The 25286-nt window shown below is 46.0% G+C and carries 23 protein-coding genes; 7 read left to right on the top strand and 16 right to left on the bottom strand.

Translation table 11 applies throughout. The features are described from left to right. The first annotated feature begins 64 nt into the window (after positions 1-64). The gene (locus tag M3630_RS00115; protein WP_251250783.1) at positions 65-1291 is read left to right on the top strand and encodes an aminopeptidase; all 1227 of its coding nucleotides are present in this window, start codon (positions 65-67) and stop codon (positions 1289-1291) included. 100 nt (positions 1292-1391) lie between these two features. Here the strand turns inward: M3630_RS00115 and cdaS are convergent, their stop codons facing one another. The 3 genes from cdaS to M3630_RS00100 form a co-directional block, all read right to left on the bottom strand. After that, the gene (cdaS, locus tag M3630_RS00110) at positions 1392-2006 is read right to left on the bottom strand and encodes a sporulation-specific diadenylate cyclase CdaS (protein ID WP_173609362.1); all 615 of its coding nucleotides are present in this window, start codon (positions 2004-2006) and stop codon (positions 1392-1394) included. A gap of 172 nt (positions 2007-2178) precedes the next feature. Beyond that, positions 2179-2379, bottom strand: coding sequence for an SDR family NAD(P)-dependent oxidoreductase (locus M3630_RS00105; RefSeq protein WP_251250782.1), 201 nt, complete (start codon positions 2377-2379; stop codon positions 2179-2181). A 24-nt stretch (positions 2380-2403) separates the two neighbouring features. Next, positions 2404-3567, bottom strand: coding sequence for an SMP-30/gluconolactonase/LRE family protein (locus M3630_RS00100; protein WP_251250781.1), 1164 nt, complete (start codon positions 3565-3567; stop codon positions 2404-2406). A gap of 113 nt (positions 3568-3680) precedes the next feature. Here M3630_RS00100 and M3630_RS00095 point away from each other — a divergent pair, with 113 nt between their 5' ends. Both M3630_RS00095 and M3630_RS00090 read left to right on the top strand, forming a co-directional pair. Further along, positions 3681-3830 (top strand): hypothetical protein, encoded by a 150-nt coding sequence (locus M3630_RS00095; protein WP_251250780.1) that lies wholly within the window; start codon positions 3681-3683, stop codon positions 3828-3830. Positions 3831-4064: 234 nt separating this feature from the next. Then, entirely contained in the window at positions 4065-4721 is a 657-nt protein-coding gene (locus M3630_RS00090; RefSeq protein WP_251250779.1) for a TetR/AcrR family transcriptional regulator, read from the top strand. Positions 4722-5067: 346 nt separating this feature from the next. Here the strand turns inward: M3630_RS00090 and M3630_RS00085 are convergent, their stop codons facing one another. The 7 genes from M3630_RS00085 to M3630_RS00055 all read right to left on the bottom strand — a co-directional run bounded on the left by M3630_RS00085 (position 5068) and on the right by M3630_RS00055 (position 11008). Next, on the bottom strand, positions 5068-5832 hold the full coding sequence (locus M3630_RS00085; protein ID WP_251250778.1) for a LamB/YcsF family protein: 765 nt from the start codon (positions 5830-5832) through the stop codon (positions 5068-5070). Positions 5833-5835: 3 nt separating this feature from the next. Next, entirely contained in the window at positions 5836-6843 is a 1008-nt protein-coding gene (locus M3630_RS00080; protein WP_251250777.1) for a 5-oxoprolinase subunit C family protein, read from the bottom strand. Continuing rightward, a complete protein-coding gene (gene pxpB / locus M3630_RS00075) occupies positions 6840-7556 on the bottom strand; it encodes a 5-oxoprolinase subunit PxpB (RefSeq protein WP_251250776.1) in 717 nt (238 codons plus the stop codon). The genes M3630_RS00080 and pxpB overlap by 4 nt, the downstream gene beginning before the upstream one ends. Positions 7557-7572: 16 nt before the next feature. Then, positions 7573-8220, bottom strand: coding sequence for a pyroglutamyl-peptidase I (gene pcp / locus M3630_RS00070; RefSeq protein WP_173609369.1), 648 nt, complete (start codon positions 8218-8220; stop codon positions 7573-7575). A gap of 12 nt (positions 8221-8232) precedes the next feature. Further along, a complete protein-coding gene (locus M3630_RS00065) occupies positions 8233-9015 on the bottom strand; it encodes an IclR family transcriptional regulator (RefSeq protein WP_251250775.1) in 783 nt (260 codons plus the stop codon). 152 nt (positions 9016-9167) lie between these two features. After that, positions 9168-10052, bottom strand: a complete 885-nt coding sequence (locus tag M3630_RS00060; RefSeq protein WP_232773224.1) for a YitT family protein — start codon at positions 10050-10052, stop codon at positions 9168-9170. Positions 10053-10153: 101 nt separating this feature from the next. After that, the gene (locus M3630_RS00055) at positions 10154-11008 is read right to left on the bottom strand and encodes a DMT family transporter (protein ID WP_251250774.1); all 855 of its coding nucleotides are present in this window, start codon (positions 11006-11008) and stop codon (positions 10154-10156) included. A gap of 238 nt (positions 11009-11246) precedes the next feature. On the opposite strand from M3630_RS00055, the gene M3630_RS00050 reads away from it, so the two are divergent. The 3 genes from M3630_RS00050 to M3630_RS00040 are packed head-to-tail and all read left to right on the top strand — an operon-like array spanning position 11247 to position 15851. Then, positions 11247-12851, top strand: coding sequence for an SWIM zinc finger family protein (locus M3630_RS00050; RefSeq protein ID WP_251250773.1), 1605 nt, complete (start codon positions 11247-11249; stop codon positions 12849-12851). Next, the gene (locus M3630_RS00045) at positions 12848-15706 is read left to right on the top strand and encodes a DEAD/DEAH box helicase (RefSeq protein ID WP_251250772.1); all 2859 of its coding nucleotides are present in this window, start codon (positions 12848-12850) and stop codon (positions 15704-15706) included. Before M3630_RS00050 ends, M3630_RS00045 begins: the two co-directional genes overlap by 4 nt. Positions 15707-15713: 7 nt before the next feature. Continuing rightward, positions 15714-15851: a hypothetical protein gene (locus M3630_RS00040; protein WP_173609375.1), complete on the top strand. Its 138-nt coding sequence runs from the start codon at positions 15714-15716 to the stop codon at positions 15849-15851. Between the two features lie 27 nt (positions 15852-15878). Here the strand turns inward: M3630_RS00040 and M3630_RS00035 are convergent, their stop codons facing one another. From M3630_RS00035 to M3630_RS31075, 6 genes are all read right to left on the bottom strand, one after another. Continuing rightward, positions 15879-16577 (bottom strand): ATP-binding protein, encoded by a 699-nt coding sequence (locus tag M3630_RS00035; RefSeq protein WP_251250771.1) that lies wholly within the window; start codon positions 16575-16577, stop codon positions 15879-15881. Next, positions 16547-17839 (bottom strand): EAL domain-containing protein, encoded by a 1293-nt coding sequence (locus M3630_RS00030; RefSeq protein ID WP_251250770.1) that lies wholly within the window; start codon positions 17837-17839, stop codon positions 16547-16549. The genes M3630_RS00035 and M3630_RS00030 overlap by 31 nt, the downstream gene beginning before the upstream one ends. 123 nt (positions 17840-17962) lie before the next feature. Next, the gene (locus M3630_RS00025; RefSeq protein WP_251250769.1) at positions 17963-18745 is read right to left on the bottom strand and encodes a Fe-S oxidoreductase; all 783 of its coding nucleotides are present in this window, start codon (positions 18743-18745) and stop codon (positions 17963-17965) included. Positions 18746-18769: 24 nt separating this feature from the next. Next, positions 18770-20515 (bottom strand): ABC transporter ATP-binding protein, encoded by a 1746-nt coding sequence (locus tag M3630_RS00020; RefSeq protein ID WP_251250768.1) that lies wholly within the window; start codon positions 20513-20515, stop codon positions 18770-18772. A gap of 494 nt (positions 20516-21009) precedes the next feature. Continuing rightward, entirely contained in the window at positions 21010-21576 is a 567-nt protein-coding gene (locus M3630_RS00015; protein ID WP_251250767.1) for a DUF3221 domain-containing protein, read from the bottom strand. 54 nt (positions 21577-21630) lie between these two features. After that, on the bottom strand, positions 21631-22962 hold the full coding sequence (locus tag M3630_RS31075) for a S1 family peptidase (RefSeq protein WP_251250766.1): 1332 nt from the start codon (positions 22960-22962) through the stop codon (positions 21631-21633). Positions 22963-23661: 699 nt separating this feature from the next. On the opposite strand from M3630_RS31075, the gene M3630_RS00005 reads away from it, so the two are divergent. Next, complete coding sequence (locus tag M3630_RS00005) at positions 23662-25116, top strand: SulP family inorganic anion transporter (protein ID WP_251250765.1); 1455 nt, start codon at positions 23662-23664, stop codon at positions 25114-25116. Positions 25117-25286 lie beyond the last annotated feature (170 nt).

The raw sequence follows: 25286 nt of genomic DNA, 5'->3' as shown, positions 1-25286 counted from the left end.
CTGGGGAAGGTAAAATAGATAGAATGCAAGTAAGCCTTTTGTTCTAAAAAGGAGGAAATGAACGATGTCTTTTGAAACCTTGTTTGACCGTTACGCTGATCTCGCTGTAAAAGTCGGCGTCAACGTGCAGCCTATGCAAACGTTAGTAGTAACAGCTCCGCTATCTACTGCTCCTTTTGTAAGAAAAGTAGCAAAAAAAGCGTACGAAGCGGGTGCCAAGCATGTACATATTGATTGGACCGACGATGAACTCACACGGATGAAATATGATTTGGCTCCTGACGAAGCGTTTCGTGAATACCCGCAATGGAAGGTACAGGGATTGGAGGAAATGGCAGAAAATGGCGCGGCATTTCTCTACATCTCTGCAGCGAATCCCGATTTGCTGAAGGGTGTAAATCTTGAACGCATTTCTACTGCCAACAAAACGGCTGGTCAAGCCCTCCATAAGTTCCGCAGCTATACCATGTCTGATAAAGTGAGCTGGTGCGTGCTAGCAGTTCCATCACCTGCATGGGCGGCAATGGTCTTCCCGCATTTGCCACAAGAGGAACAGGAGCCAGCCCTGTGGGAGGCAATCTTCCGCGCCACTCGCGCAGATATGGATGACCCTGTCCAAGCTTGGCATGACCATCATGCGACATTGAACAGCAAGGTGGATCAGCTCAACGCCAAACAATACCGCTATCTTCATTACGAAGCTCCCGGCACCAATTTGACGATTGAGCTGCCTAAAAATCACATCTGGATTGGCGGCGGGAGCGTAAATAAAGACGGTGTCTCCTTCATGGCCAATATGCCGACAGAAGAAGTATTCACCGCGCCATTAAAAGAAGGCGTCAACGGAACCGTTCGCAGCACCAAGCCCTTGAGCTATCATGGGAATTTGATCGAGAACTTTACGCTGACGTTTGAAAAAGGCAGAATTGTCTCGGCAACCGCTGAAAAGGGAGAAGAGTCCCTGAAACAATTAATTGAAACAGATGAAGGCTCGCATTATTTGGGCGAAGTGGCGCTGGTTCCTCATCTGTCCCCTATCTCGCAATCAAATATCATTTTCTATAACACGCTCTTTGATGAAAATGCGTCCAACCACTTGGCGATCGGGAACGCGTATAGTGTGAATATCGAAGGTGGCGCTGACATGAGTAATGAAGAACTGGCTAGCCGCGGTATCAATATCAGCCTCACTCACGTCGATTTCATGATCGGCTCCGCCGAAATGAACATTGATGGAGAAACAGCTGACGGCAAGCGTGAACCACTCTTCCGCAACGGAAATTGGGCTTGATTCTCCTGAGAATGACATAGCGAGAGGCTGGATTTCATCATCACCATGACAAATCCAGCCTCTTTTTTTCTCGGATTCAACGGCTTTTCGCGGAGCGCTTTCATGAAGGAGAGATAATCGGATACATGTGTCCCTGCATGGCAAAGGACGCTTTCCCCGTTTCCTCGGAAACAACGACGATCAGTGCATCGCTTTTTTCACTCAAGCCCAACGCAGCACGATGTCTGGTTCCCAGCTTTTTTTCCCCTACCACAACCTGAGATAATGGCAGGACATTGGCCGCGGAAACGATATGATTTTCCCGAATCAGGACGGCCCCATCATGCAAAGGGCTGCCAGGATAAAAAATCGACTCCAGCAAGGAATGACTCATCGTGGCCCCAATTGGTATGCCTGCTTGCAGCAGCAGATCTAGCGGGTCCTCACGTTCAACGACAATCAATGCTCCTTGGCGCCTTTTGGCCAAGTGCTGCACGGCCTTGGATAAATCCAGATATTTTTCCGTATAGGGTGAGAGATAGCATTGTAAATAAAAGGAGGCCGCTACTGTTTCGAGTCGGCTAAACTTCGTCCGTATTTGATCAAACGTCCCGAGTACACATTCGTTTTCATTTTTTAGCGCATGTATGCTCTCATCCAACGTAACGGATATTCCCCTCAGCTCTTGCAGCAATTCCGCCTTCAGCGATGATGTATCACAGTTAACTTCCAGCATATGAACCCCTCAATTTCCATTTCTCTTCACACTTCGTTCTTTGATTGATTGTTCCCCTCCCTACAGGAAATCATTCTATTTCCTAGATAATAATTCCACTGCAGCTTATGTAGCGAAACCGAGATAGCGGAATGGAATGAGTCTCTTTCCATCGCACAAGACTCGAATGATTTTAAGTTACACGGAACTGCTCCATTTTTCCCGCTTCGTTCCGATCCCGTCGACGTGCCACGACCGTCACATGGGCGCCGCGCTTTGCCAATTTCCTGACGATCAATGCCCCGATGCCACTGCTAGCGCCTGTCACCAAGACCACTGTGCAAATCAGACTATCCTTCTCATTCCAAGATAGCTCCAAATCATCCAGATTCATTTTTCACCCTCCGAAATTCCAACATTACTTGGTTAAAAGTACGCGATGAACACCCTTGCTGCCTCCCGGTGCCGTTCCTATATATAAATATCCGTTATGGCTTACAGCCGTAGTTACGCCATACAATTTGCCTTCCGGATCATGCCAGCTACCGATAAGCTCTCCCTGCGGGCTGAGCTCCATAGCAAGCCCATGCTTCGCCGGTGCGCTTGCTCCGCTAAGCAGCGACTCCGGCAATTTGGCCATGGTACTGGCTAACCAAGGGTTGCTATGCATCTGATCTACAAAAGAAATGCGAGTCGTGAAGATACCCACCCAGAAATGACCTTGATCATCACGCGTAATGTTGTCTGGAAAACCTGCGAGATTGTCTACGAAAATATCAGATGTGCCCTTCTTCGGTCCTTTAAGCCAGTATCTGGTCAATTGATAATGATACGATTCCGCCACAAGCACAAAATCTTCATCCGCAGACAAGGCAACTCCGTTTGCAAAATAAAGGCCTTCTAACAGGACGGTCGTTTGCTTGGTCTTTGGATCATACTTCAACAAACGTCCATGCGGCTTGTTCTCAGCAATTTCTTTGAAGGTCACACTACCATAATTCGAAGTATCAGAAAAATAAATGGAGCCGTCCTTGGCAATATCAAGCTCGTTGGCTAGATAGATCGGCTGACCGTCCACTTGATCAGCCAATACCTTTATGCTCCCGGATGGATTAATAGACAGCAGTCCCCTCTTGACATCAGTAACGATCAAATCGCCTTTGGCATCGAATTTAAGCCCATTAGGAGTTCCTTTGGTGTCTGCAAACATTTGGGCTTTTTGCGGATTTCCCTCTGCATCGAAAGGAACCTTGTAAATCTTCCCATCTGAATCTCCTGTATATAGCTGACCTTCTTTATCGAATGTAATGAATTCAGGGAATTGAGGGGCATCAGTCACAAGCTGAGCCGAGCTGAGTTTATTGTTTTGTTTCCACGGACCTGCTTCCTCAAAAGAGGGGGCCGTCGGTGCTGACCATTTGGCCGGACTGATCGGTGAAGGTACAAGCAAGAAAACGAGTATTCCTAGAACGAGCACCGAGAGCAGAGAAAGCCCCCATCTGTTTATCCTAGAACGTAGTGAGCATTTATAACGATTCACGCCTTCAGTAGATTTAACGGATCGAATTTGAGTATTAGGCATTAATGTGTCTCCTTTTTCATAAAAGCGAGATTTTAGATTTGGACTACGACAAAATATTGCTTTCCTTCAGCCAAGAGCGCGAATGCTTCTCCAATTGGGGGAGGGGGAATACAATGGCTGCCTTGTTTGGCCAGTTGTCTCGCCAATTGCTCTCCAATACCGGAAGAAGCTACCGTGATGAGCGCCTATTTACCTTGAATCGTCATATCGCTACTCCCCTTTCGAATACTTTGTTGCATCACAGAAACAACGTTACCAAATGAACAGAATTAATTATCCCGATTCTCAAGGAATGTGGTAACAGTTACGCAATTCGGTAACGATGTTTCAGAACGAGTTCATTGTATCCAGCCTTTTCTTGAAAGTCAATATGATCTTTGAATATCCTTGAACATCTACCTTCTCATTGACAATCTCTTAACAACTGTATAAAATTCCTTGCAAAAGCGTCAGAAACTTTGTTTCCTGATGATAACTTGTATCCGAAGGTGATGAGTATGAGCGATCAAGATATCTCCTCCAATGCAAACTCACGAGTGTTGAAAACCTACCAAGAAGCCCGCTTGCAAAATCTTGAAAATCTCCGCAAGCTCGTTGTTGACGCTGCGGCAACGATCTTGCAAGAAGAGGGACCGGAAGCCGTTACGGTCCGTAAAGTATCGCAGAAAATGGGTTGCTCGACAAAAATCATTTATAACTTGTTTGTCAATAAAGAGGGCTTGGCTCAGCAGTTGTATCTGGATGGTTGTAAGCTTCTCGCTAACGAATTCGAGAGGACGCCGCAAGCTGCTGATCCAGCGCAGCATTTGCAGAATTTAGGCGAAGCCTTTTGGCAATTCGGGCAGCGTTACTCCAGTTATTATAAACTGATGTTCGGAGGCGCATTCGCGGATTTCAAACCGGACGAGGAAAGCCTAAATGGTACGGTAACCGCCATGCGGCAATTATTGACGGTGATCAGTAATGCGCAACACCAAGGTCTCATCCCTTGTCAGTATGACACTGAATTAGTTATCCGCGTATTCTGGGCTTCGCTCCATGGCGTCATTCATCTTTACATGGGAGGACACTTAGGAGATGCACAATCTGCGCATACGGTATACAGGCAAACGTTGTCTTTAATTGTCAGCTCGTTATTGCCTAATAAAGCTTAAAAGACGGCAAGCTCTTCCCGGTTAGGGGAAGAGCTTGTCTTTTTTCACACTGCATGGATACCTTCAATGCTAATCTCTACTTCAACCCTTCACTTTACCACTATTTGCGGTACGACACTTTATTTTACAGTCTACAACTTTATTTTCATGGAACATTTGATTTCTCACAGCTCGATCAGATCATGAGTGACAAATCCAATACGCCTTTTCCATTGTTCCGTAACTTTGCGAACAGCTTCATTTGCTCTTCCTACAGCCAAAAGGTTTGCTGTTATGTGTGTCATCTCACAATGAAGCGAATTGTAAGCAAAGTACCGTACGGAAGCAGAAAGAGCCCGATAGATATCTATCGAGCAAAACATGCTGAAATTGTAATGCCAGCTCCTGACAAAGCTTCTCGAATACTCTGCGCGAATTCCAACGCGTGGGCACCGTCGCCATGAATACAAATGGTATCGGCCTGAATCGGGATGTCCACGCCCTGCTGGGTTAGGACGAGCCCGTCCCTCACCATACGAATGACTTGCTGGAGGGATTGCTGTTGGTCCGTAATCATCGCATTCGGCTGATTGCGCGGTGTCAGCGTGCCATCCTGCTGATACGTGCGGTCGGCAAACACTTCGTGCGCTGTAGCTAGTCCGATTTTTTCGCCAGCACGCGTCAATTCGCTTCCCGCCAAGCCATACAACACCAGTTCCGGATTTACTTTGTAGATGGCCAACGCAATAGACTCGGCCAGAGCGGGTCTTGTGGCTGCCATATTGTACAAGGCACCATGTGGCTTCACATGATGCATGACGCCCCCTTCAGCCCGCACAAAGCCTTGCAGGGCTCCGATTTGGTACACGACTAGATCATACGCCTCTTCGGGGGAAATCTCCATGTTGCGGCGACCGAAGCCGACCAAATCAGCGAATCCGGGATGGGCACCAATTGCCACACCTGCCTCCAAAGCCATTTGCACTGTTTTTCTCATCGTTCCAGGGTCTCCTGCATGGAAACCACAAGCGACATTTGCCGAGCTGACATAGCGAAGAATCGCTTCGTCATTCCCAATCCGGTAAGCGCCAAAGCTTTCTCCCATATCACAGTTTAAATCTACGCTCTTCATGTATTACCTCCACCCTACAGTCAGTTTGATTCCCAATTGGATCTCATTCATGGTCCGCTCTCGTTCGTACAATGCCCGCTGCGCATCCTGTAGAGAAATTTCTTGAAAACGCATCGTTTCTCCCGGTCGCAACTGAGCGATGATCGGCAAATCCACAGTCGCCACATACCCGATCTTGGGATATCCGCCGATTGTTTGTCTGTCTGCCATGAGAATGATCGGCTGACCGTCTGGAGGAACCTGAATCGTTCCCATCGTGACAGCAGCAGATATCAACTCTAGTGGAGACGTAAGGGCAAGAGTCGATCCCGTCACACGATACCCCATCCGATCTGATTGAGGAGATACCTGAAAAGCCTGATCGAAAAAGCGCTGACGGCTCTCTGCTGTGAAATCGTCGAACTGATCCCCACGAATGACCCGAACGATACTTTCCTGACATTGTGCAAAATGACTGGCAGGAATAAACCAATCCGTATCGGAAAAAGCTTCGTCTCCTGCTTTTTGTTCCAATTGCTTTGCTAGATACAAACTGAATGAGCTTTGCGGGTTGTGCTCGAGTCTATCACCTGCTTGCAGCATTCTGCCTGCCAATCCCCCAAATCCCGCTCGCAGATTCGTGCTGCGGCTCCCCATTACGATTGGCACATCCCAACCACCAGCAACAGCGAGATAAGCACGACAGCCTTTTTTCGCATGGCTGAACTGCAAAATGCTTCCGCTTCTTACCCAGACTGCTCGATTGGACTTGACTGTTTTTTTGTTGATAGTTGGACTGAGATCGCCACCACAGATCGCAATCAGCATGTCCTTTTGGAACAAGAGTGTCGGTCCCTTCATCGTTAACTCCAGAACTGCCTCATCTCGATGATTGCCTACCAGCATATTGGCCATCTGTACGGCAAGTGCATCCATCGCACCACCTACATTGACACCGTGCCGCTGATAGCCGTACCTGCCCCAGTCCTGCACGGTTGTACAAAGCCCTGGCGATACAACCTCTATGCTCATCGAAACACCTTCTTCCCAGCCTCATACTCCTGTTCGGAGATCGGACGAAAACGTACTTTGTCTCCGGCACGCAAAAGACTCGGCTGACTCTCGGTTGGTTGGAATAAACTGAGTGGTGTTCTGCCGATTATTTGCCATCCTCCCGGCGTCTCGATTGAGTAAATACCTGTTTGCGCACCGCCAATCCCTACACTGCCTTTTGGAATCGAGAGACGAGGTGAAGAGTGGCGTGGGGTCGCCAAACGCTCGTCCATTCCCCCAAGATACGGAAAACCGGGGGCAAATCCGATCATGTAAACCAAATATTCGGCAGATGAATGGATCGCAATGACTTCCTCTCGCGTGAGACTGTTCTGCTGAGCAACGTTGTCCAAATCCGGCCCAAAGCTTCCGCCATAGCAAACCGGAATCTCAACAAGCCTAGGCTCAGCCTTGCCTGTGACAGTGAGCCCCTGGAACATTCTGTCAAGGATAGCGAGGACGCTCTCATAAGGCATCAGGTCATGTGGAAACTGCTGTGCGAGAATAATTGGATCATAATAAACCGTGATGGTGGTAAAACCGGGGACAATCTCCAGCATTCCCGGAAAAGGATTCTCCAGAAGAAAATCCGTGAACATCACGACAATCTCATGCGTCCTTTGATCAATCACTTCCCCAAGCTTGACAATCACACCTGAATCGCCAAGTGGAGAGAATTCGTAGTTCTTCATTCGTTTCCCCTCTTGATCAGCTGATTTGTCCGCCACCCACAACCATATCCTGCTCATGCGAAATCGTTGCCTCGATTGCGATTTGCAACCCTTTCACAATCGTTTCCAGCGCCATGCTTGGCTGTTCGGCCAGCCTTGCAGCCTGCTCAGGCAGATAAGGAATATGAATGAATCCCCCTCGCGTTGATGCGTGATATTCGGCTAGATAATGCATCAAACCATAAAAAAGATGATTGCACACGTACGTTCCGGCTGTTTGTGAAACGGATGCGGGTACCCCTTGTTTTCGTAATTCATGGACGATGGCCTTGATAGGCAACGTAGACCAGTACGCAACAGGTCCATTTTCCCGAATCGGCGTATCGATGGGCTGATTTCCTTCATTGTCTGGAATACGAGCATCGTTCACATTAATCGCAACGCGCTCGACAGCAATATCGACACGTCCGCCTGCTTGTCCAATGCAAAGCACGATGTCCGGCTTCGTTTCCTCAATCGCTGCATAAAGCTGCTCGATCGACTTATCAAAGACAGTAGGGATTTGACGTATTTCCACTTGATAATGTGCAGACTCGATCTTTCCTAGCTCTTTTACCGACTCCCATGCTGGATTGACGGACTCCCCCCCAAAAGGATCAAATCCCGTTACCAAAACCGTCTTCATGTCGTACTCCTCCTATTTATCTGTGATCGATTCCGTATATCCCAGTTGACCCATGATGCTTTTCGCCGCCGCTTTCGTCTCCTGGACCAAATATCCCAATCGCTCCTCCGTAAAACGCGAAGAAGCGCCAGCTAAGCTCAATCCAGCAATAACTTGTCCCGTATAATCACGAATGGGGACTGCCAAGGCCGCTGAATCAGGCTCTAGTTCACCGTAGCTCACGGTATAACCCCTCTCACGCGCATCTTGTATCCATTTCCACAACAGGTGTTCATCCGTATTGGTACCTGGAGCGATCTTTTTCCATTCAACCCGCTTCAAGAAAGCGGTAATTTCCTCATTTGGCATGAACGATAACAAAATACGCGGGCACGCTCCGGCATACAGAGGCGCCCTTCGCCCTACCTGGGTATAAACCCGCACGTACCCACGTGTATCCACTTTTTCAATGTAAACTCCTTCATCTTGATCCCGAATAATCAAATTGACTGCTTCCTCGACGCTATCACGTAATTGCAGCATGTACGGAAGCGCGAGTTTTCTGATCTCCAATCGCTGTGCCACGATGTTTCCAAATTCGAGTAGCTTCAAGCCCAATTGGTACTTGGGCGGTTGATGGCTCGTTGTTTTGGCGACGAAACCGCGCATTTCAAGGGTCTGGATGATCCGAAATACCGTGCTTTTCGGCATTTGAGACAATTCCACGAGTTCCGCCAGACTCAATTCGCTGTTATCGATGAAATACTCTAAAAACTCCAGCGTTTTCAACACACTGCGGTTTGCTGTTTTTTCCATTTTTCATCACCACTTTATCGTCCCAAAATACGGAATGATATTTTGTATTTTGGTATAAGATAATCGTAGAATAATTCTGTCATTACGGTCAATACATTTTTAACCCCCTTCTCGCCGTTCACTTAACTGGAAAAGGGGGCCATACTCGTTGGCTAATGAATATTCTTTTTCTTAAACCGTCCACCAGAAACATCGTGAATATGACCGATTGCCAAAAATGCAGAGGAATCGATTTCCTCCACGATGGATTTCAGCTTCGCTTCTTCCAATCGGGTGATGACACAGAAAATGACTTTTTTGACGTCCCCGGAGTAGCCACCTTCTCCATTCAAATAGGTAATTCCCCTCCCCAGTCTCGCTGTTAACGCATCGCCAATTTCGACTGGATAATCACTGATGATCCATACTGATCTGGATTGTTCGAGTCCGACCATCGTAATATCGATCATTTTATAAGCGATGTAATAAGCAATTAACGAGTACATGGCCCGATCCCATCCAAATATGAAGCCGGCACTGCCTAGAATAAAAATGTTAAAAAACATGACCATTTCGCCGACTGAAAACGGACTTTTCCTCGTCATCAGGATCGCAACAATTTCCGTTCCATCCAAGGAACCGCCCGCGCGAATGACAAGTCCCACACCGATTCCGATAATGATCCCCCCAAAAACAGCAGAGAGAAGCAAATCGTCCGTCAAGCCGGGAACATGATGAAGGTAGCTCGTCCCCAGGGACATCACGACGACACCGAACAGCGTAGAGATGGCGAATGTCTTGCCAATTTGCTTGTAGCCAATAAGTAAAAAGGGCAGGTTAAAAAGGAATAAAAATATTCCGAGTGATCCTCCTGTCAGCTTTGATGCCATAATGGAAACACCGGTTACACCACCGTCAATGATGTTGTTGGGAACCAGAAAAATTTCCAGTCCGACTGCCACCAACAGAGCTCCAATGATGATTCCAAGAGCTCTCAGTGCGATCCTTCTTTTTTTCGTTCGTTTATGAGTGATCGGTGCAACCGTTTTTGCATCCATTTTGATCATCCTTAGCCGTTTTTTCTTACCCCTTCATCTTTCCCTGGTAGCAAAAAAAATAGCCAGCCAGAATTCCTCCCAGCCCGACTCTTTATCATCCTTTACCCCCAAAGGGCAATGGAAATAATGCCTATCGTGATCATCAAAGACATGGATAAACGCCATACGCGTTGTCGCTCCTTTAACAAGAAGACCCCAAGCAGCGTACCAAAAACTGTACTTACCTCACGAATAGGCGCAATAGCTGCCAGTGGTGCCAATGTCATGGCAAACAAAAACAGCAGATACGAACCTGGAGACAGGACAGCACCCAGCACAATCGTTCGCCAGTTTTTTTGCCACTCACGGCGAATGAGTCCCTTCTTCCAAACGAAGACCCCAGCGACAATCAGGCAGGCAAAGTTCGTTATTTCCAATAAAGCGAAGGGAGATAATTGTTGGACGATTTTCTTGTCGGTCAACGTATACCCTGTAATGCATAGTCCAACAGCAACAGCGTATCGCAGGGCCAGCGGATTCACTGGTTGTACCTGACGATCTGTGCCAATCATCCCGCTGATGGCAAAGACTCCGATCACGATGCAAATGACCCCCAGCCATCCCGGTACAGATAAATACTCTTGAAAGAAAATCGCGCTAAAAAACGGAATGAGAAGCGTCCCCGTCCCCCTCATGATGGGGTAAACCTGTGAGATATCCCCGTATGTATACGCCTTTGAAATCAATAAGGTATAGCATCCTTGAAAGAAAAAGGACAGAAACAGAAAAAGACCCAAAGTCCATGTCAGTTGTACGTGTATCAATTCCCAAATGAGAACAGGCAAGAGGATCACGGTTGTTGGCAATGTAATCAACCATAGAAAAGCCATTTTGTTCTCACTTTTTTTCGTGAAAAGGTTCCAGACTGCGTGCGCAAGGCCAGACGATAGTACGAGCAGAATCGAAATCGATAGCATGTATGCCCCTTCTCTCTGTTGTTGTACAAATACAACTAAAGACAATAAAACACATTGCGTTTAATTGTTTTTCATTCGACGTGTACAGTATACACCCAGTCTTTGCAAAAATTAAGTATTGTTTCTGCTTATCGCCCAAAACCATTTATTGATGCTCTCAAACACACGCATCTTTTTCCATTCTCCGTATTTTGGGTTATAATGGAGGGATGACACTTCGTTCGGAGGATCTTACTACATGTTGCAAAGAGAGTTGACTCGGGAACAAGCGATACAGCTAGGCGAGCAAATCCTAATTGCCGTCGAAGGACACATCATTGAACGGGGCTATACGTACTTTTCAGATGGCGTCGTCTTCAATACACGCGTAGAACAAGGCCAATATTTGACGAGTGATGTTCAAGGCTCCGAGGTGTATCATGTTCGCCTCGATATGGAAACGGTTCAAAACAGTACTTGCACCTGCCCTTATTCGCGCATTTGCAAGCATATTGCTGCTACATTTTTTCAGATGTACAGTGTGTTCGAGAATCCTCGTACATTTTTGACCCGCTCCCAACAACCAAGACGAGCTACTTTTTCTCCTCATCTGCTGATTCCTACTTATAAATACAGCCATACCGCTCCTGCTCAACAGGATACAGCGTCTGTTTCCTCTCCGCTTAACGCGAACAGCTCCGTCAAAGAATGGTGGGCATTTTTTGAGAGCTGGACACGCAACTTGTTTGCGGCTATGGAATCGTATCGGGCTTCCTCTGAGTTATTATCGAGCTATCAAAATGTGCTGAGTGTTGCTGCCTCATGGCCGAAGGATCGGGCGCAACTCTTTGTCATTCATGCCAATCTGTTTCATCTCATGAAGCTTACACAATACGTCAAAACGTACCGCCAATCATACTGGTTTCTCGATTTGGTTCAGACCGCCGAGCGGTTATTGGATCAATTAGAAGGGACATTGTACTTTGCAGACATCCCTGCTCTTTTGGTTGACCATCAGGATGCCATCGAAGATACTCTTCAACTGACAAAGGAATTGAAAGAAAACGAAGCTACTTCCCTCTACTGGGTATTCGCCTATCAAATGTTATGGTGGATGCTATTGAAAAAGCCAGAGTGGATGCAAGAGGAGATCCATGTATTGGATCAGCTGATCAACGATGAAAACAGTTCTGCCGCCGAAAAGGAAAAAGGTCTGCTGCTCCGTGCCCACTTTCATGTGATGGAAAAGGAGGACGAAGCTGCTCTACAAATCTGGAAAAGAATGAGCCGCTTGAACCTCTCCTTCTACTTGTCCTATATGAAATCATTCGCTCGCAATGGAGAATGGCAGCGATTTCTCGATTGGACTGCCTCGTTGACGACCTTAATCGGTCAAGCCGAGACACAACAATACCGACTCGTTATCGCCATTTGGCAGGAAGCAATGGACCAAGTGGGCCGATCAGCCGAGTGTGGCGCCAAGCTGAAGCAGTTCTTGCCGAGCAGCTATCACGAATATGCCGCTTATTTATATGAAGAACGACAGTTTCAGCAATGGATTGATTTGCAAATGTCGTTTCAAGTCCCCATGGCAGATATCTCGATCATGCAGGTAAAAGAAATCGAGGAAGCCGAGCCGACACTGCTCTTCCCTTTTTATTTGCGTGAGGTGAACAGACTGATTGCGGAACGGAACCGAACGGCCTACAAAGAAGCCATCAAGCTCATGAAAAAGGTAAGGACGATTTACAACAGAGCAAACCAAGATGCGCGCTGGGAACGATACGTGGAACAATTATCTGCCAAACATAATCGGTTACGTGCTTTTCAAGAAGAGCTAAGGAGAGGAAATTTCAACTTATGAAGACCGTCACTACATTGGTTCTAGACGGAGAGCTTTTGGCAGACGGACAATTCTTGATTACTGGCAAAGACACGCAAGGAACAGTGGTCGATCCAGAAGAATTGGCAGGAACACTTTTTGCGTGGGATGAGGCATCCTATTACGGAACCTTCCTGGATAAAAACGAGCATGGCGTATTGCTCAGCCCTGCCAAGGCCCTCTCCTTTTTTGTCTTCCCTCAGTGGCTTTTGCATCGGACCTATTCAGTCAGCACGCCATTTGAACAATTTACGCATGTTGCGGGAATGATCCGCGATACACTCGCACAAGGCGCCATTGCCCCTGATTTTTCTTCTTGGAAAAAAGGTCAAATCGGCTGGAGAGCCCTGCACACTCCCGTCGATTTTCCAGAGTACGGACACAGGTGGCTTTCGTTCATCGTGGAGGAATCCTTGCAAGGTACTGGCGAGATTGGACGAATGTGGGAGCAGCTATTGACGCAATATCCGGCTCTGTACGTCATGGGCGCCGAGCTTTCTCCACACCTGCAGGAACAGGAATGGTTGCAATCGATAGGCTGGCTGCCAGATACGACACCGTTTCGCACATGCTTGCAAATCGTTGAGGCCGAGGAGCACCCCAATGACTGGCAACTCCAAGTGTATTTGCAAAATCGTGAAGAGCCCGATCAGTTATTCCTCATTGAGCCACACCAGTTGACGGCTGAGGGAGTAGCCACCGCTCGCATCCCTGCTGACTGGCGTGAACATTGGAATCGTTTTGTCACAGACCTGGCCAAATGCAAAGAAATTCTCCCGTGGCAAAAAGACACCCGGGAAAATCAAAGCCGTTTTCTCACCCGACTGACGAACGAGCAAGCATGGATCTTTTTGACGTCGAGCAGTTTGCAGTTGGTGCAAGCTGGCATTCACGTCTTTTTGCCAGCATGGTGGGAACAAGTGCGTCGGGTAAAACCGAAGCTAAAAGCCAAGATTACAACCTCTGTCGGGGCTAGCAGACAGTCGTTCCTGGGTGTCTCCCAGCTCATGGATTTTGAATGGAAGCTCGCCTTGGGACCTGTAGAGCTCAGCGAAGAGGAATTTGAGGAACTCATTAAACAAAAGCAGCGCCTGTTGAAAATTCGCGGGCATTGGGTGCAATTGACTCCCGATCTATTCTTGCAGCTGCAAGAAGCGCTCAAGAAAAACCAAGCGAAAAACGGCATGTCCCTTCGCGATGTCATGAGAATGCACCTCGCCCCCACTGTAGATGTTGAGGAGCTACCCGAGGATGAGTACGATTTCGATACTTCCCTAACGGTTGAAGTTCAGCTAAACCAGCATTTGCGAGAGCTGTTGAATCAATTGCAAGAAACGAAGCGCATCCCGATTATGGAGCAGCCATCTACTTTTCACGGGACGTTGCGCAATTATCAGCTAGAGGGCAGTTCGTGGCTGTTCTTTTTACGCCGCTTTGGGCTGGGAGCTTGTCTGGCCGATGACATGGGATTGGGGAAAACGGTTCAATTTATTACGTATTTGCTTCATGTCAAACAACATGGCCCAGCCAGTACTCCTTCTCTCTTAATTTGCCCGACCTCCGTCATAGGAAACTGGCAAAAAGAGCTGAAGCGTTTCGCCCCTTCTCTTCACGTAATGATTCACTATGGCAATGATCGTCAAAAGAAGGAGGCGTTTTTGCCAGCGATCAAGGGAGCGGATCTGGTCATTACCTCCTACGCTCTGTCCCATTTGGATGAGCAGGAGCTAGGAATGGTTACATGGGATACGATATGTCTCGACGAGGCGCAAAATATTAAAAACGCCTATACAAAGCAAGCATCCGCTGTGCGCGATTTGAAAGCATGGCACCGGATCGCTCTCACAGGCACTCCGATCGAAAATCGCCTGAGTGAGCTCTGGTCCATTTTCGACTTCTTGAATCCTGGCTACCTGGGAAGTCTCGGGGAATTTACCCAGCGTTTTGTCCATCCCATCGAACGAGACCAAGACCAGCAGCTCATCAATCAAGTGCAACGACTCATTCAGCCTTTCCTGCTCCGTCGGGTGAAAACCGATCCGAACATTCAGCTCGACTTGCCAGACAAGAATGAGAGCAAGGAATATGTACCGCTGACTACCGAGCAAGGCGCACTTTATGAGACCGCGATTCAAGATATGTTTGATCGTATGGAAAAAGCTTCACCTATGGAACGGCGCGGTCTGATTCTGACGACACTGACACGTCTCAAACAATTGTGTGACCATCCTGCCCTCATTTTGAATGAAATCGCAACAACAGATGAAGCCAGTCGCTCGCACAAATTGGAAAGACTGTTGGAATTGGTAGAGGATATTCGCCAAAAGAAAGAGCGTTGTCTGATTTTTACCCAATACATCGAAATGGGCAATTTGCTTCAACGAGTGCTGACGCGAGAAGGCTATGGCCCTGTCTACTTCCTAAATGGAGCCACAAAGAAAGAAAAACGCGATGAGATGATCGCTCGTTTTCAAGACTCGACACTTCCGGACGAGGAACGCGGGGCCATCTTCATTCTTTCCTTGCGTGCGGGTGGAACTGGCTTGAACTTGACGGAAGCCAACCATGTCATTCACGTAGATCGCTGGTGGAATCCTGCGGTAGAAAATCAGGCCACTGACCGTGCTCATCGCATAGGACAACAGCGCAATGTTCACGTCTACAAATTCATCTCGCTCGGGACAATTGAGGAACGTATTGATGAGATGATGGAGAGAAAGCTATCGTTGAGCCAGCAAATTGTCGGGACGGGCGAAAGCTGGATCACGGAGCTATCCACGGAAGAACTGCGGGATTTGTTCACCCTGCGGCATGATTGGCTAGACACGAAAGGATAGATGGAGAATGGAGCGAGCGAATCAAAACGATAGCAATTCCACTATGCGCCGCCCTACAGAAGAGCCTAAGCTGCCCGAGGCATGGCTGCGTTTTTTGGAAGCCGTTCAACAACAATTTTCCGATAACCAAACAAAGAAAGACTAAGTGAGAAAAACCCAAGGCCTGATCACGTTATGGATCGAGCCTTGGGTTTGATTTTCCTAGTGGGAAGGAAATCTCCACTGTCGTTCCTTTATTCGGGGTACTTGAAAAATGGATGTACCCGTCGTGTGCTTGCATGATTTTATAACAAATCATAAGTCCTAGCCCGGTCCCCTTTTCTTTTGTGCTATAAAAAGGCTCCCCTAATCGTTTCAACCGTTCTTCCGCCATACCGCAGCCTTGATCAATAATTTTAATCATCACTTGCTCACTTTTTTTATGCCTTGCCACGATGCGAATCGTCCCACCATCCTGCATCGACTCAACGGAGTTCGACAGAAGATTCATGAAAAGCTGTTGAATTTGATTCTGATCGCACCAAATCGTGGTCCCTTCCACTTCCTTGACATCCAGCATCAGATGATGACGCTCTAGCTTTGCTTGCATGAATCGTGTAACCTGCCGCAGCAAATCCGTTAGATTTTGTGATTCGTACGGTTCTGTGCACTCTCTTGATAAAAAGACGTATTCTCGCAGGACACTCTCTAATTGGTGAAATTCAGCCTGCATAATATCAAAGTATTCCCGTTTCCATTGGTCTCGACGGAGCAATTGGACGAAGCCTTTGATGGAAGTTACCGGGTTTCGTATTTCGTGCGCAACCCCGGCAGCCATTTGCCCAATGACAGATAGCTTGTCTATCTTTTGTAAAAACTCTTCTGTTTGCACGTGCTTCGTGTGATTTCGAATAATAAAGATGACTTAAAGTTCGTCTCATGACCTTCACGAATAACCGGGGTGCCTTTTGCCTCCAGCGTGATCTTTTTGCCATTCCGGTCCGGGCAACTAAATGTAATGAGACGAGGCTGCTTCTCCATCGAGATCTGACGAATCGTTTGCATAACAAGCCTGCCCGTTTCCAGCGGTAGTACAGCTAGCAGGTGTCGATTCACGACTTCATCAGGAGCAATTGCCATGACAGATTGAACGGCTGGCGAAATATACGTGATCATCCCCTGACTGTTGATGATCACGATAATATCCGACAAGTTTTCTGCGATCAATCGATAGGGTGATTCGGTCACAGGTTGTTGCTTGCGAAGAACGTCTCCTCGCTCACTATGGTCCACTTCGTATGGATCAAGAGCTCGGTGCTGCCCACCATTGAGTAATAGAAAAGCACTGTTCCTAAACCTTTCCTCACGCTTCAACACACGAGCCAGGTCTTCGGCAGGCATGGGCTCACTAAACAAAAATCCTTGAGCAGAATCACAACCAAGCTGCCAAAGAAAATCCAGTTGCTCTTGCGTCTCTACACCTTCTGCCGTTACTTGCACGCCTAGACTTCGTGCCATCGCCATGACAGTTTTAATAACGGTTGCCTGTGTGACATCGCTCATACATTCCCTCACACAGGATTGATCGATTTTTAGTTTGTTCATGGCAAAGCGGGATAGATGTTGAATGCTGCTATAGCCCTTCCCAAAATCATCCAGGCTAATTTTCACACCGATTCTTTTTAGTTCTGCTAAAATCTCAATGGTACGCTCCCCATCTCTGGTCGAATCCTCGGTAAATTCCAGCTCCAAATAGTGAGGCTGCAGGTTTGTTTCATCTAAGATCGCTTGAATCCTGCTACCCACCTGGTTCGATTCCAAGGTAGAGGATGATAGATTCACACATGTCACAAGCGGTGGTAGTCCAGCGTCCTGCCAAGCTTTGTTCTGCTGGCAAGCCGTTCTGATTACCCATTCCTCTACCAATAGAATCAACCCGCTCTTTTCTGCTAACAACAATATCCATTCCGGGGGCAGCAGCCCTTTTTGATGATGGTTCCATCTTACCAGAGCTTCTGCTCCGATTATTTTGCCTGTTCTCAGGTCGTAGAGTGGTTGATAATACAAGCTCAGTTGCTGATCGACAACTGCTTGCTGAAAATCACGAACGTAGCGATCCAGTTCCTTTTGGTTCATTTTCTGTATACGAACCACGCCTTCCTGGAAATCATTCTGATTTTTCTAACTTTATCCTTGACTCTACTTTATAGGAAGAGGCTAGCCCATGTCCATACGTCGACGATGTATAGAAAAAACCCTCCGCAAAGGGAGGGGCCGCTACGTATGAATTCTCATCAGAGCGCGCTCTTCTTCTTTTATCCGCGGACAGGTATAGCAATACTTTTGCTCCCCCGTCTTATAGTACAAACAGCATTGATTCTTGATCCGCACTTTCGCTTTGGGGTCACGCATATCCTCGATCCAGCGCACTTTCACGCGAAACGGATTTTTTTGCAATCCAAAGCTCTCGCCTTCCAGCTGATTACAGAGAACATCGTAATCAGCCTTTACTTGTTGCTTGATGCTATCCTGTTCTACCAACGCCACAAAAACATCTGTATAGTAATTGAACTTGGTTGGGAACTGTCCCCAAAGCATCGCTTCGGGGTTTCCTGTTACCTTTGCAAGAGTCGTAAGCAACGGATGCAGGAAGTCTCGGAAATACGCACGATAGCATTCCTCGAGCCAGATTGCGCGATCTGCTTCGCTGTTAGGCGCTTCTACGATCTCATATGCCGGGATCACAAAGACGAATTGCGGATAGTCATCCTCGTAAAACAATTCAATCGTCATATTATCCAGCGTCATCGTAAGTGCACGGTTCCAGACAGAGATCATGTACAAAAGACCGAGTGAAGGGCTCGTGAGCCAACTGCTGATGTAAGTACCAGCAGCAGTCAGCTCATGTGCCTTGATAAGCGGAGCATAGATTTGTACAAGCTCATTCATATGATTCAGGTCTACCAAATCTCTTGCCTTCATCGAAAATAAGGCATTGGGTCTCGGTTTTGAAGCAATATCAAACCGTTGTGCAATAAAATCGTCATCCCATTCTAGCATCACGATCTCCCTCTCTATTCCTTATCAAGAAAAAACGCTGTTTGACTGATCAAGGTATGTGCCGAACTGCGCCTTATACAGTCTGCTATAGATGCCTTCACGAGCCAAGAGCTGATCATGACTTCCTTGCTCCGTAATGCCTTGTTCCGTTACAACGATAATGCGATCTGCATTTTTAATGGTAGCCAATCTGTGCGCGATCACCAATGTCGTACGTCCTTTGGACAGTTCCTGCAAGGACTGCTGGATCGCCGCCTCCGTTTCGGTATCGAGTGCAGAGGTAGCTTCATCCAAAATCAGGATCGGCGGGTTTTTCAAGAACATGCGAGCAATCGCCAGTCTTTGTTTTTGACCACCGGACAATTTGACTCCGCGTTCACCAATGATCGTCTCCAGACCAGCAGGCTGAGAACGGATAAACTCTTCTAGTTTAGCCAGACGCGCTGCCTCCCAGATCTCCTCCTCTGAAGCATTTAGTTTTCCGTACACGATATTTTCGCGAATCGTCCCTGAAAAGAGGAACACATCTTGCTGAACGATCCCGATTTGGCTGCGCAATGACGCTAACGTGATTTCGCGGATGTCCATTCCATCGATGGTGATGCTGCCTCCGTCGATCTCATAAAATCTCGGCAAGAGGCTGCACAGCGTGGTTTTTCCTGCTCCAGAAGGGCCTACAAATGCAATGGTCTCGCCCGCCCGGATGTTCAAATCAATGTTTTGCAAAACAGAAGACTCTTGGTCGTAGCTAAACGAAACATTCTTGTACGAGATATCGCCCTTCAACGACTCTACATGGATAGCATCCGGAGCATCCGCAATATCCGGTGCAGTGTCCATGATTTCGATGTAGCGCTTAAAACCGGCAATCCCTTTTGGATAGCTCTCGATAATCGCATTAATTTTCTCCAACGGACGGAAAAATACATTCGTTAATAGCAAGAAAGCGACAAATTCACCGTAGGTCAATTCACCTTGAATAACAAACCAGCTGCCGCAAATCAAGACGAACAAATTGACTAAGCGCATCAGCACGTAACTGACGGAAATATTTTGGGCCATGATTTTGTAGGACAACAGCTTGGTGATACGGAAACGCTGGTTGTTCTCTGCAAATCTTTTGTTTTCAAATTTCTCATTGGCAAAAGCCTGTACCACACGCATTCCGCCTACGTTATCCTCAACACGTGCGTTGAAATCCGCCATGTCGCCGTACAGACGATGGAACGCGCCCGTCATCTTGCGGTTGAAGTGAACAACGAAGAATATCAAGAGCGGAATCACCAAAAACGTAAGCAGCGCCATTTCTTCATTAATATTGAACATCAAAAGAAAAGCACCAATCAGCGTCATCACGGCGATAAACAAATCTTCCGGACCGTGGTGAGCGACCTCCCCGATCTCCATCAAGTCATTCGTTAGGCGAGATAGCAGATGCCCCGTCTTGGTATTATCGAAAAAGCGGAAAGAGAGCTTTTGAATATGGTCGTACAGCTTCTTACGCATATCCGTCTCGATGTTAATCCCAAGCATATGTCCCCAGTACGTGACGACATAGTTCATCCCAGCGTTGAGACCATACAAAGCCAAAAGGCCAATGCACGCCCATACGATCATGTTCCAATCCTTGCTTGGAAGTAATTGATCGACAACCATGTTCACTGCAAGCGGAAATCCCAACTCCAACAAAGCAACAAAAACTGCACACGTGAAGTCGAGGATGAATAATCCACGATAAGGCCGATAGTAAGAAAAAAATCTGCGAAGCATTGAAGCAGCACTCCTCTCTCAAGAACAACATCAATCAATTGTTTGATTTTGAAAATCATTTTCATTATATATGGATTTGACTTTTATATCGATGTTTTATTGGAATTTTTTTCTTCGCGGAGCACATTGGCAAAAAAAACGGTTCGAATCTCCTTATCCATCAAGGAATCAGAGGCTCGAACCTGAATATTACTCAGCGTAAATCTTGATAAGCGGGCACCCCATCCGCCCCTTTGGGAGACGGCGCGAAGCTGTTCCAAGCCCTCCTACTTTGATGCTAAGATTGGGTGCAATAGATCAACATCTTTTATACAATTCATGATGTTTTGAACCCTTTCTTTACAGTTGCTTATACTAGGTACATTTGGTGTGCTTATTAAAGTATGTACAGCTTGGTTGTTTGTATTGAAAAAGTGCATCGTGCATGCTTATTTAACCTCTACACTTTTATGAGAAACTTATCACCTCCTTTTTTGGTGCAGAAGGTACAAATTTTAAAGCTCTTTTACTTCTCCTGTTTGAGCATTGATTTGTAGAATAGTATCTGTTTTATGATCATAGTCGGTTGCCTTTATCAGCCAATGATCTTTCTGTCCACTTGCACTTTTAATAATGATTCCATCATTATGTGTGCTCTTTAAGTAATTGATTGCGTGCTGAATCGCACTTTTTTCATCCATTTGATTAATAGGATTTTTGCTTTCTTCATTAATTACAAGTTTACTGAGTTCTGCGCCACTGGGATAAGACTGTGCTGATGGTGTCGTTGACCATGTAGAAACTGTGTGACCAACTTCGATTTCATCAAACGAGATACTATTCCCCTTGCTATCGAGGAATACGGCTTCTTCTTTTGGGAAATACCACTCTGCTGCATAGAAATTCTCATCGCTCGTCTTGGTTTCATCATTTTCTATAACTAAGAGACCTTTTTTTTCAAAATCTTTTTCAGTTACGTATCCTGTTAATGCTTGCTTTTCAACATTCTTGTGATTTGTTGCACATCCAGTTATAAGTAATGCGGCAATAATTAGTATCATAGCCTTTTTCAATGTGCTCATTTCCTTTCTTATTCCCCATGAAAAAACCTTCCCTCATGGGGAACTTTATTTCAACTAGTTACCAGTAAAAATTGAATCAATGTTAAAATAATCCTCTATTTCGCTAATATGTGTGTAAACTCCAGTATCTGCGCTATGAACTCCTATTGCTGTTCCACCGTAAAATATAGGCCCTCCGCTATCCCCTGGTACTTCTGAATAACTAGCTTGTCTCATATTAGTAAAGTATTGCTTGTCTCCATTTGGGCTTTCTATACTCCCCCTCCAATTAGTTGATTTCAACGTTCCACACTTCACTCTTTTCATTTGACTTCCTGAAATGCAAACTGTATCTCCAATGGTTTCATCCCTTGTTCTTTGAACCTCTGTAATCGTATTGTATTCTGATTTATAATTTCCAAAAACATAGTAAGTAGCATCGTCAGAACCGTTTGTTAGTTCGATGAGTGCTGCATCTACACTCCCACCGAAATTAAAATCTGCGGTTTTACCAATCCTTGCTCCTCCTTGCTCAAATCTATCCCCAACATTTTCTGTGCAGTGTCCAGCAGTTAAAACATAAAAATCGTTATCCTTTTGCACTGAAAACGCAGAAGTGCAATTTCGGTCTTCTGTAGTATTTTTTATTCTTAAACCAGCTTGAATTGGTCTAAATTTGTCGCTTGGCTGAGCCTGAGCTTTGCGAGCTTCTTCTTCCTTTATATTGAAAATACCAACATTCAAGCCCATTTCAGCTAATACATTCTCCTCATCTACTTCTGCCAAAAGAAGCTGAGCTGCCCTTTTTGCTGATGATTTTTCTTTTACTCCAATGTTAATTTTTTGAGTTGGCAAGTCAACATTAACCGAAACTATATCTAACCCTTTTTCCATAAGGTTTGATCTATTTTGAAAGACATTATCAGCTATCTTGTTTAGCTCATCCTCTGAGTATTCCGTAAAGTAAATGTTTAACTTGTCTTCTTCGTATAACTCTCGCAATTCATCGAGATGTTTTTCTACTGTAGTTTTAGCATTGGCTTTAAATCCAATATTAACTACTCCGCCTGATTCTTGATCAATATATATCCCAGCAAACTCCTCTTTCAGATTTTTTTCAATAAATGCCTTTATTGATGGAATACTTTCTTTTTGCTGATTTATTCTTTCATCAAGGTCTTGTTCTTCTTCCATAGTTAAATAAGCTCCGAACTTAGAGAGTTTATATTCGTCATTCTCTAAGTCCTTTTTTGATAATTCATCAAGACCCATTTCCTTTCGGAATCTGTTGCTGTCATTAATTTCTACTGCAGTTTCATTTTCATTTGCATTGATTGGACTTATGTTTGTTAACAACAAAGAAGTACCTAAAGCAGTTGCAGTGATAATAGTTCTAATTCTGTTCACGTCTTTCTCTCCTTTCTAATATCATTTTACATATTATGCAGTATTTGGATGCATGTCAAACTGGTTATATTTTTTTGAATGGAGCTTTTATTCAAATGGTATAACGATTTCTGTCTCTTTTATTGGAAGCGCCCCATAACCTTCTGGCACATAAGCCTGTTTTATTAGCATATGTGTAATATTTGTTTCGTCGCCCCATCTTTGACTACCGAGAGATAGGCACATTGACCATTTCTATTGATCTATTTTCGTTCGCCTCTAAAACAAAACAGCCCGTCATTAAGACAGACTGTCCTCTCCGTATATTTGATGAATCATATCCATGCTTAACCATTCCACTGCGTTGAATGTTTTTTACAGTAAAGTTGGAATGGTTAAGGAGTCTTCATTACTAATTCTTCTTCCATATAACGCATGAATCCACTTGCTGCATCCAATCCATAGCCACTCCCCTGATTAAACGATAGCATTGACCTCCTGGACAGAATTGATCGGATTCAACTAATCCGTTTCTCGTGTCTCAGGTCCCCCCTGCACTTTTGGTCGGAAAGTCGTATATCTTTTTGCCTTTTTACCGTTTCCTTTTAAAAAAGAATGGCGAAGATGACGCCTTTTTACTATAATGAAAAACTGTGAAAAACGGCCCCGACTTTTCTGAAAGGGGAAAGTCACTATACGATACAGAAATGAGGAACATATTTGAACCTTCAACAACTAAAAATGGAATGGTTTTCTAACGTACGTGCGGACGTGCTGGCAGGTATTACGGTTGCACTTGCCCTGATCCCGGAAGCCATCGCTTTTTCTATTATTGCCGGTGTCGATCCAATGGTTGGATTGTATGCTTCCTTTTGCATCGCAGTCATCATTGCGTTTGTCGGAGGAAGACCGGGCATGATTTCCGCAGCTACAGGTGCTATGGCGTTATTAATGATTACTCTGGTCAAGGAGCATGGCATCGAGTATTTATTTGCGGCGACTGTTCTGACCGGTATTTTGCAAGTGATACTGGGCGCCTGTAAAATCGGCAGGCTGATGACCTTTGTCCCTCATACCGTTGTGATTGGTTTTGTCAATGCGTTGGCTATTCTCATCTTTATGGCTCAGCTTCCCCATTTCATTGGGGCGTCGTGGGTAATGTACGTCATGCTGGCTGGAACGCTCGCGATCATTTATTTGTTGCCGCGTCTCACTAAAGCAGTCCCTTCTGCTCTCGTAGCGATCATCGTCATGACTGTCATGTCCATCTGGGCAGGTCTTGATGTACGGACCGTTGGCGACATGGGTGACATCACACGTCAATTGCCAATCTTCCACATTCCTAGTGTCCCGTTGAACTGGGAAACATTCATGATCGTACTCCCCTACTCCTTTCCGCTTGCATTGGTCGGGATTCTTGAATCATTGATGACTGCTTCCATACTTGATGAGATGACAGATACGCGCAGTAACAAAAATACGGAAGTGAAAGGCCAAGGGATCGCCAACATCATCACCGGATTCTTTGGCGGAATGGCTGGTTGTGCCATGATCGGACAGTCCGTTATCAATGTAAAATCAGGTGGGCGTGGCCGTCTGTCCACTTTGGTTGCAGGGATTTTTCTGTTGTTCCTGATCCTGGTCCTTGGAGACGTCGTCAAACAAATCCCGATGGCTGCCCTCGTCGGTGTCATGGTCATGGTATCGATTGGGACGTTTAATTGGCAGTCCATACGGGACTTGCGGAAAATTCCTGTTGGGGATGCTGTTGTCATGATTACTACGGTGATCATCGTCGTCGCTACACACGATCTGGCAAAAGGTGTCATTTCTGGTGTGATCCTAAGTGCCGTCATTTTTGGCTGGAGGATGGCCCGCTTGCATGCCACCTCCTACGAGAGCGATACGGGCGAAAAAGTGTACGCCGTCTCGGGTCATCTGTTCTTTGGTACCATGACACACTTCGTCGACCAATTTTCCTTTCAGGATGATCCCCAGCAGATTATTATTGACTTTTCTCGTTCCCATGTCTGGGATTTGTCAGCTGTTACGGCTATCTCGAAAGTCGTAGAGAAATACAGACAGTTGGACAAATTCGTCTTTATCACCGGACTTAATGATGAAAGCAAGCGGTTGATTGATCGTGTGGGTATTCGTACTCCTGCCGGACATTAACCTGCCGTTTTAAATGGAAATCCCCTAACGGATACAAGTGAAGTGACCCAGTAAATTGAGACAAGGAAAAAGCACCTCCTGAATCGTATTCCAAATATGATTCTAAGGAGGTGCTTCTTTAATGGGCACAAGAGTGCATTACCCAGAAGAAGTAAAATGGCAAGTGGTAA

The organism is Brevibacillus sp. MER 51, from assembly GCF_023714195.1.
Lineage (GTDB): Bacteria > Bacillota > Bacilli > Brevibacillales > Brevibacillaceae > Brevibacillus.
This window is presented reverse-complemented; position numbering and strand designations above follow the sequence as displayed.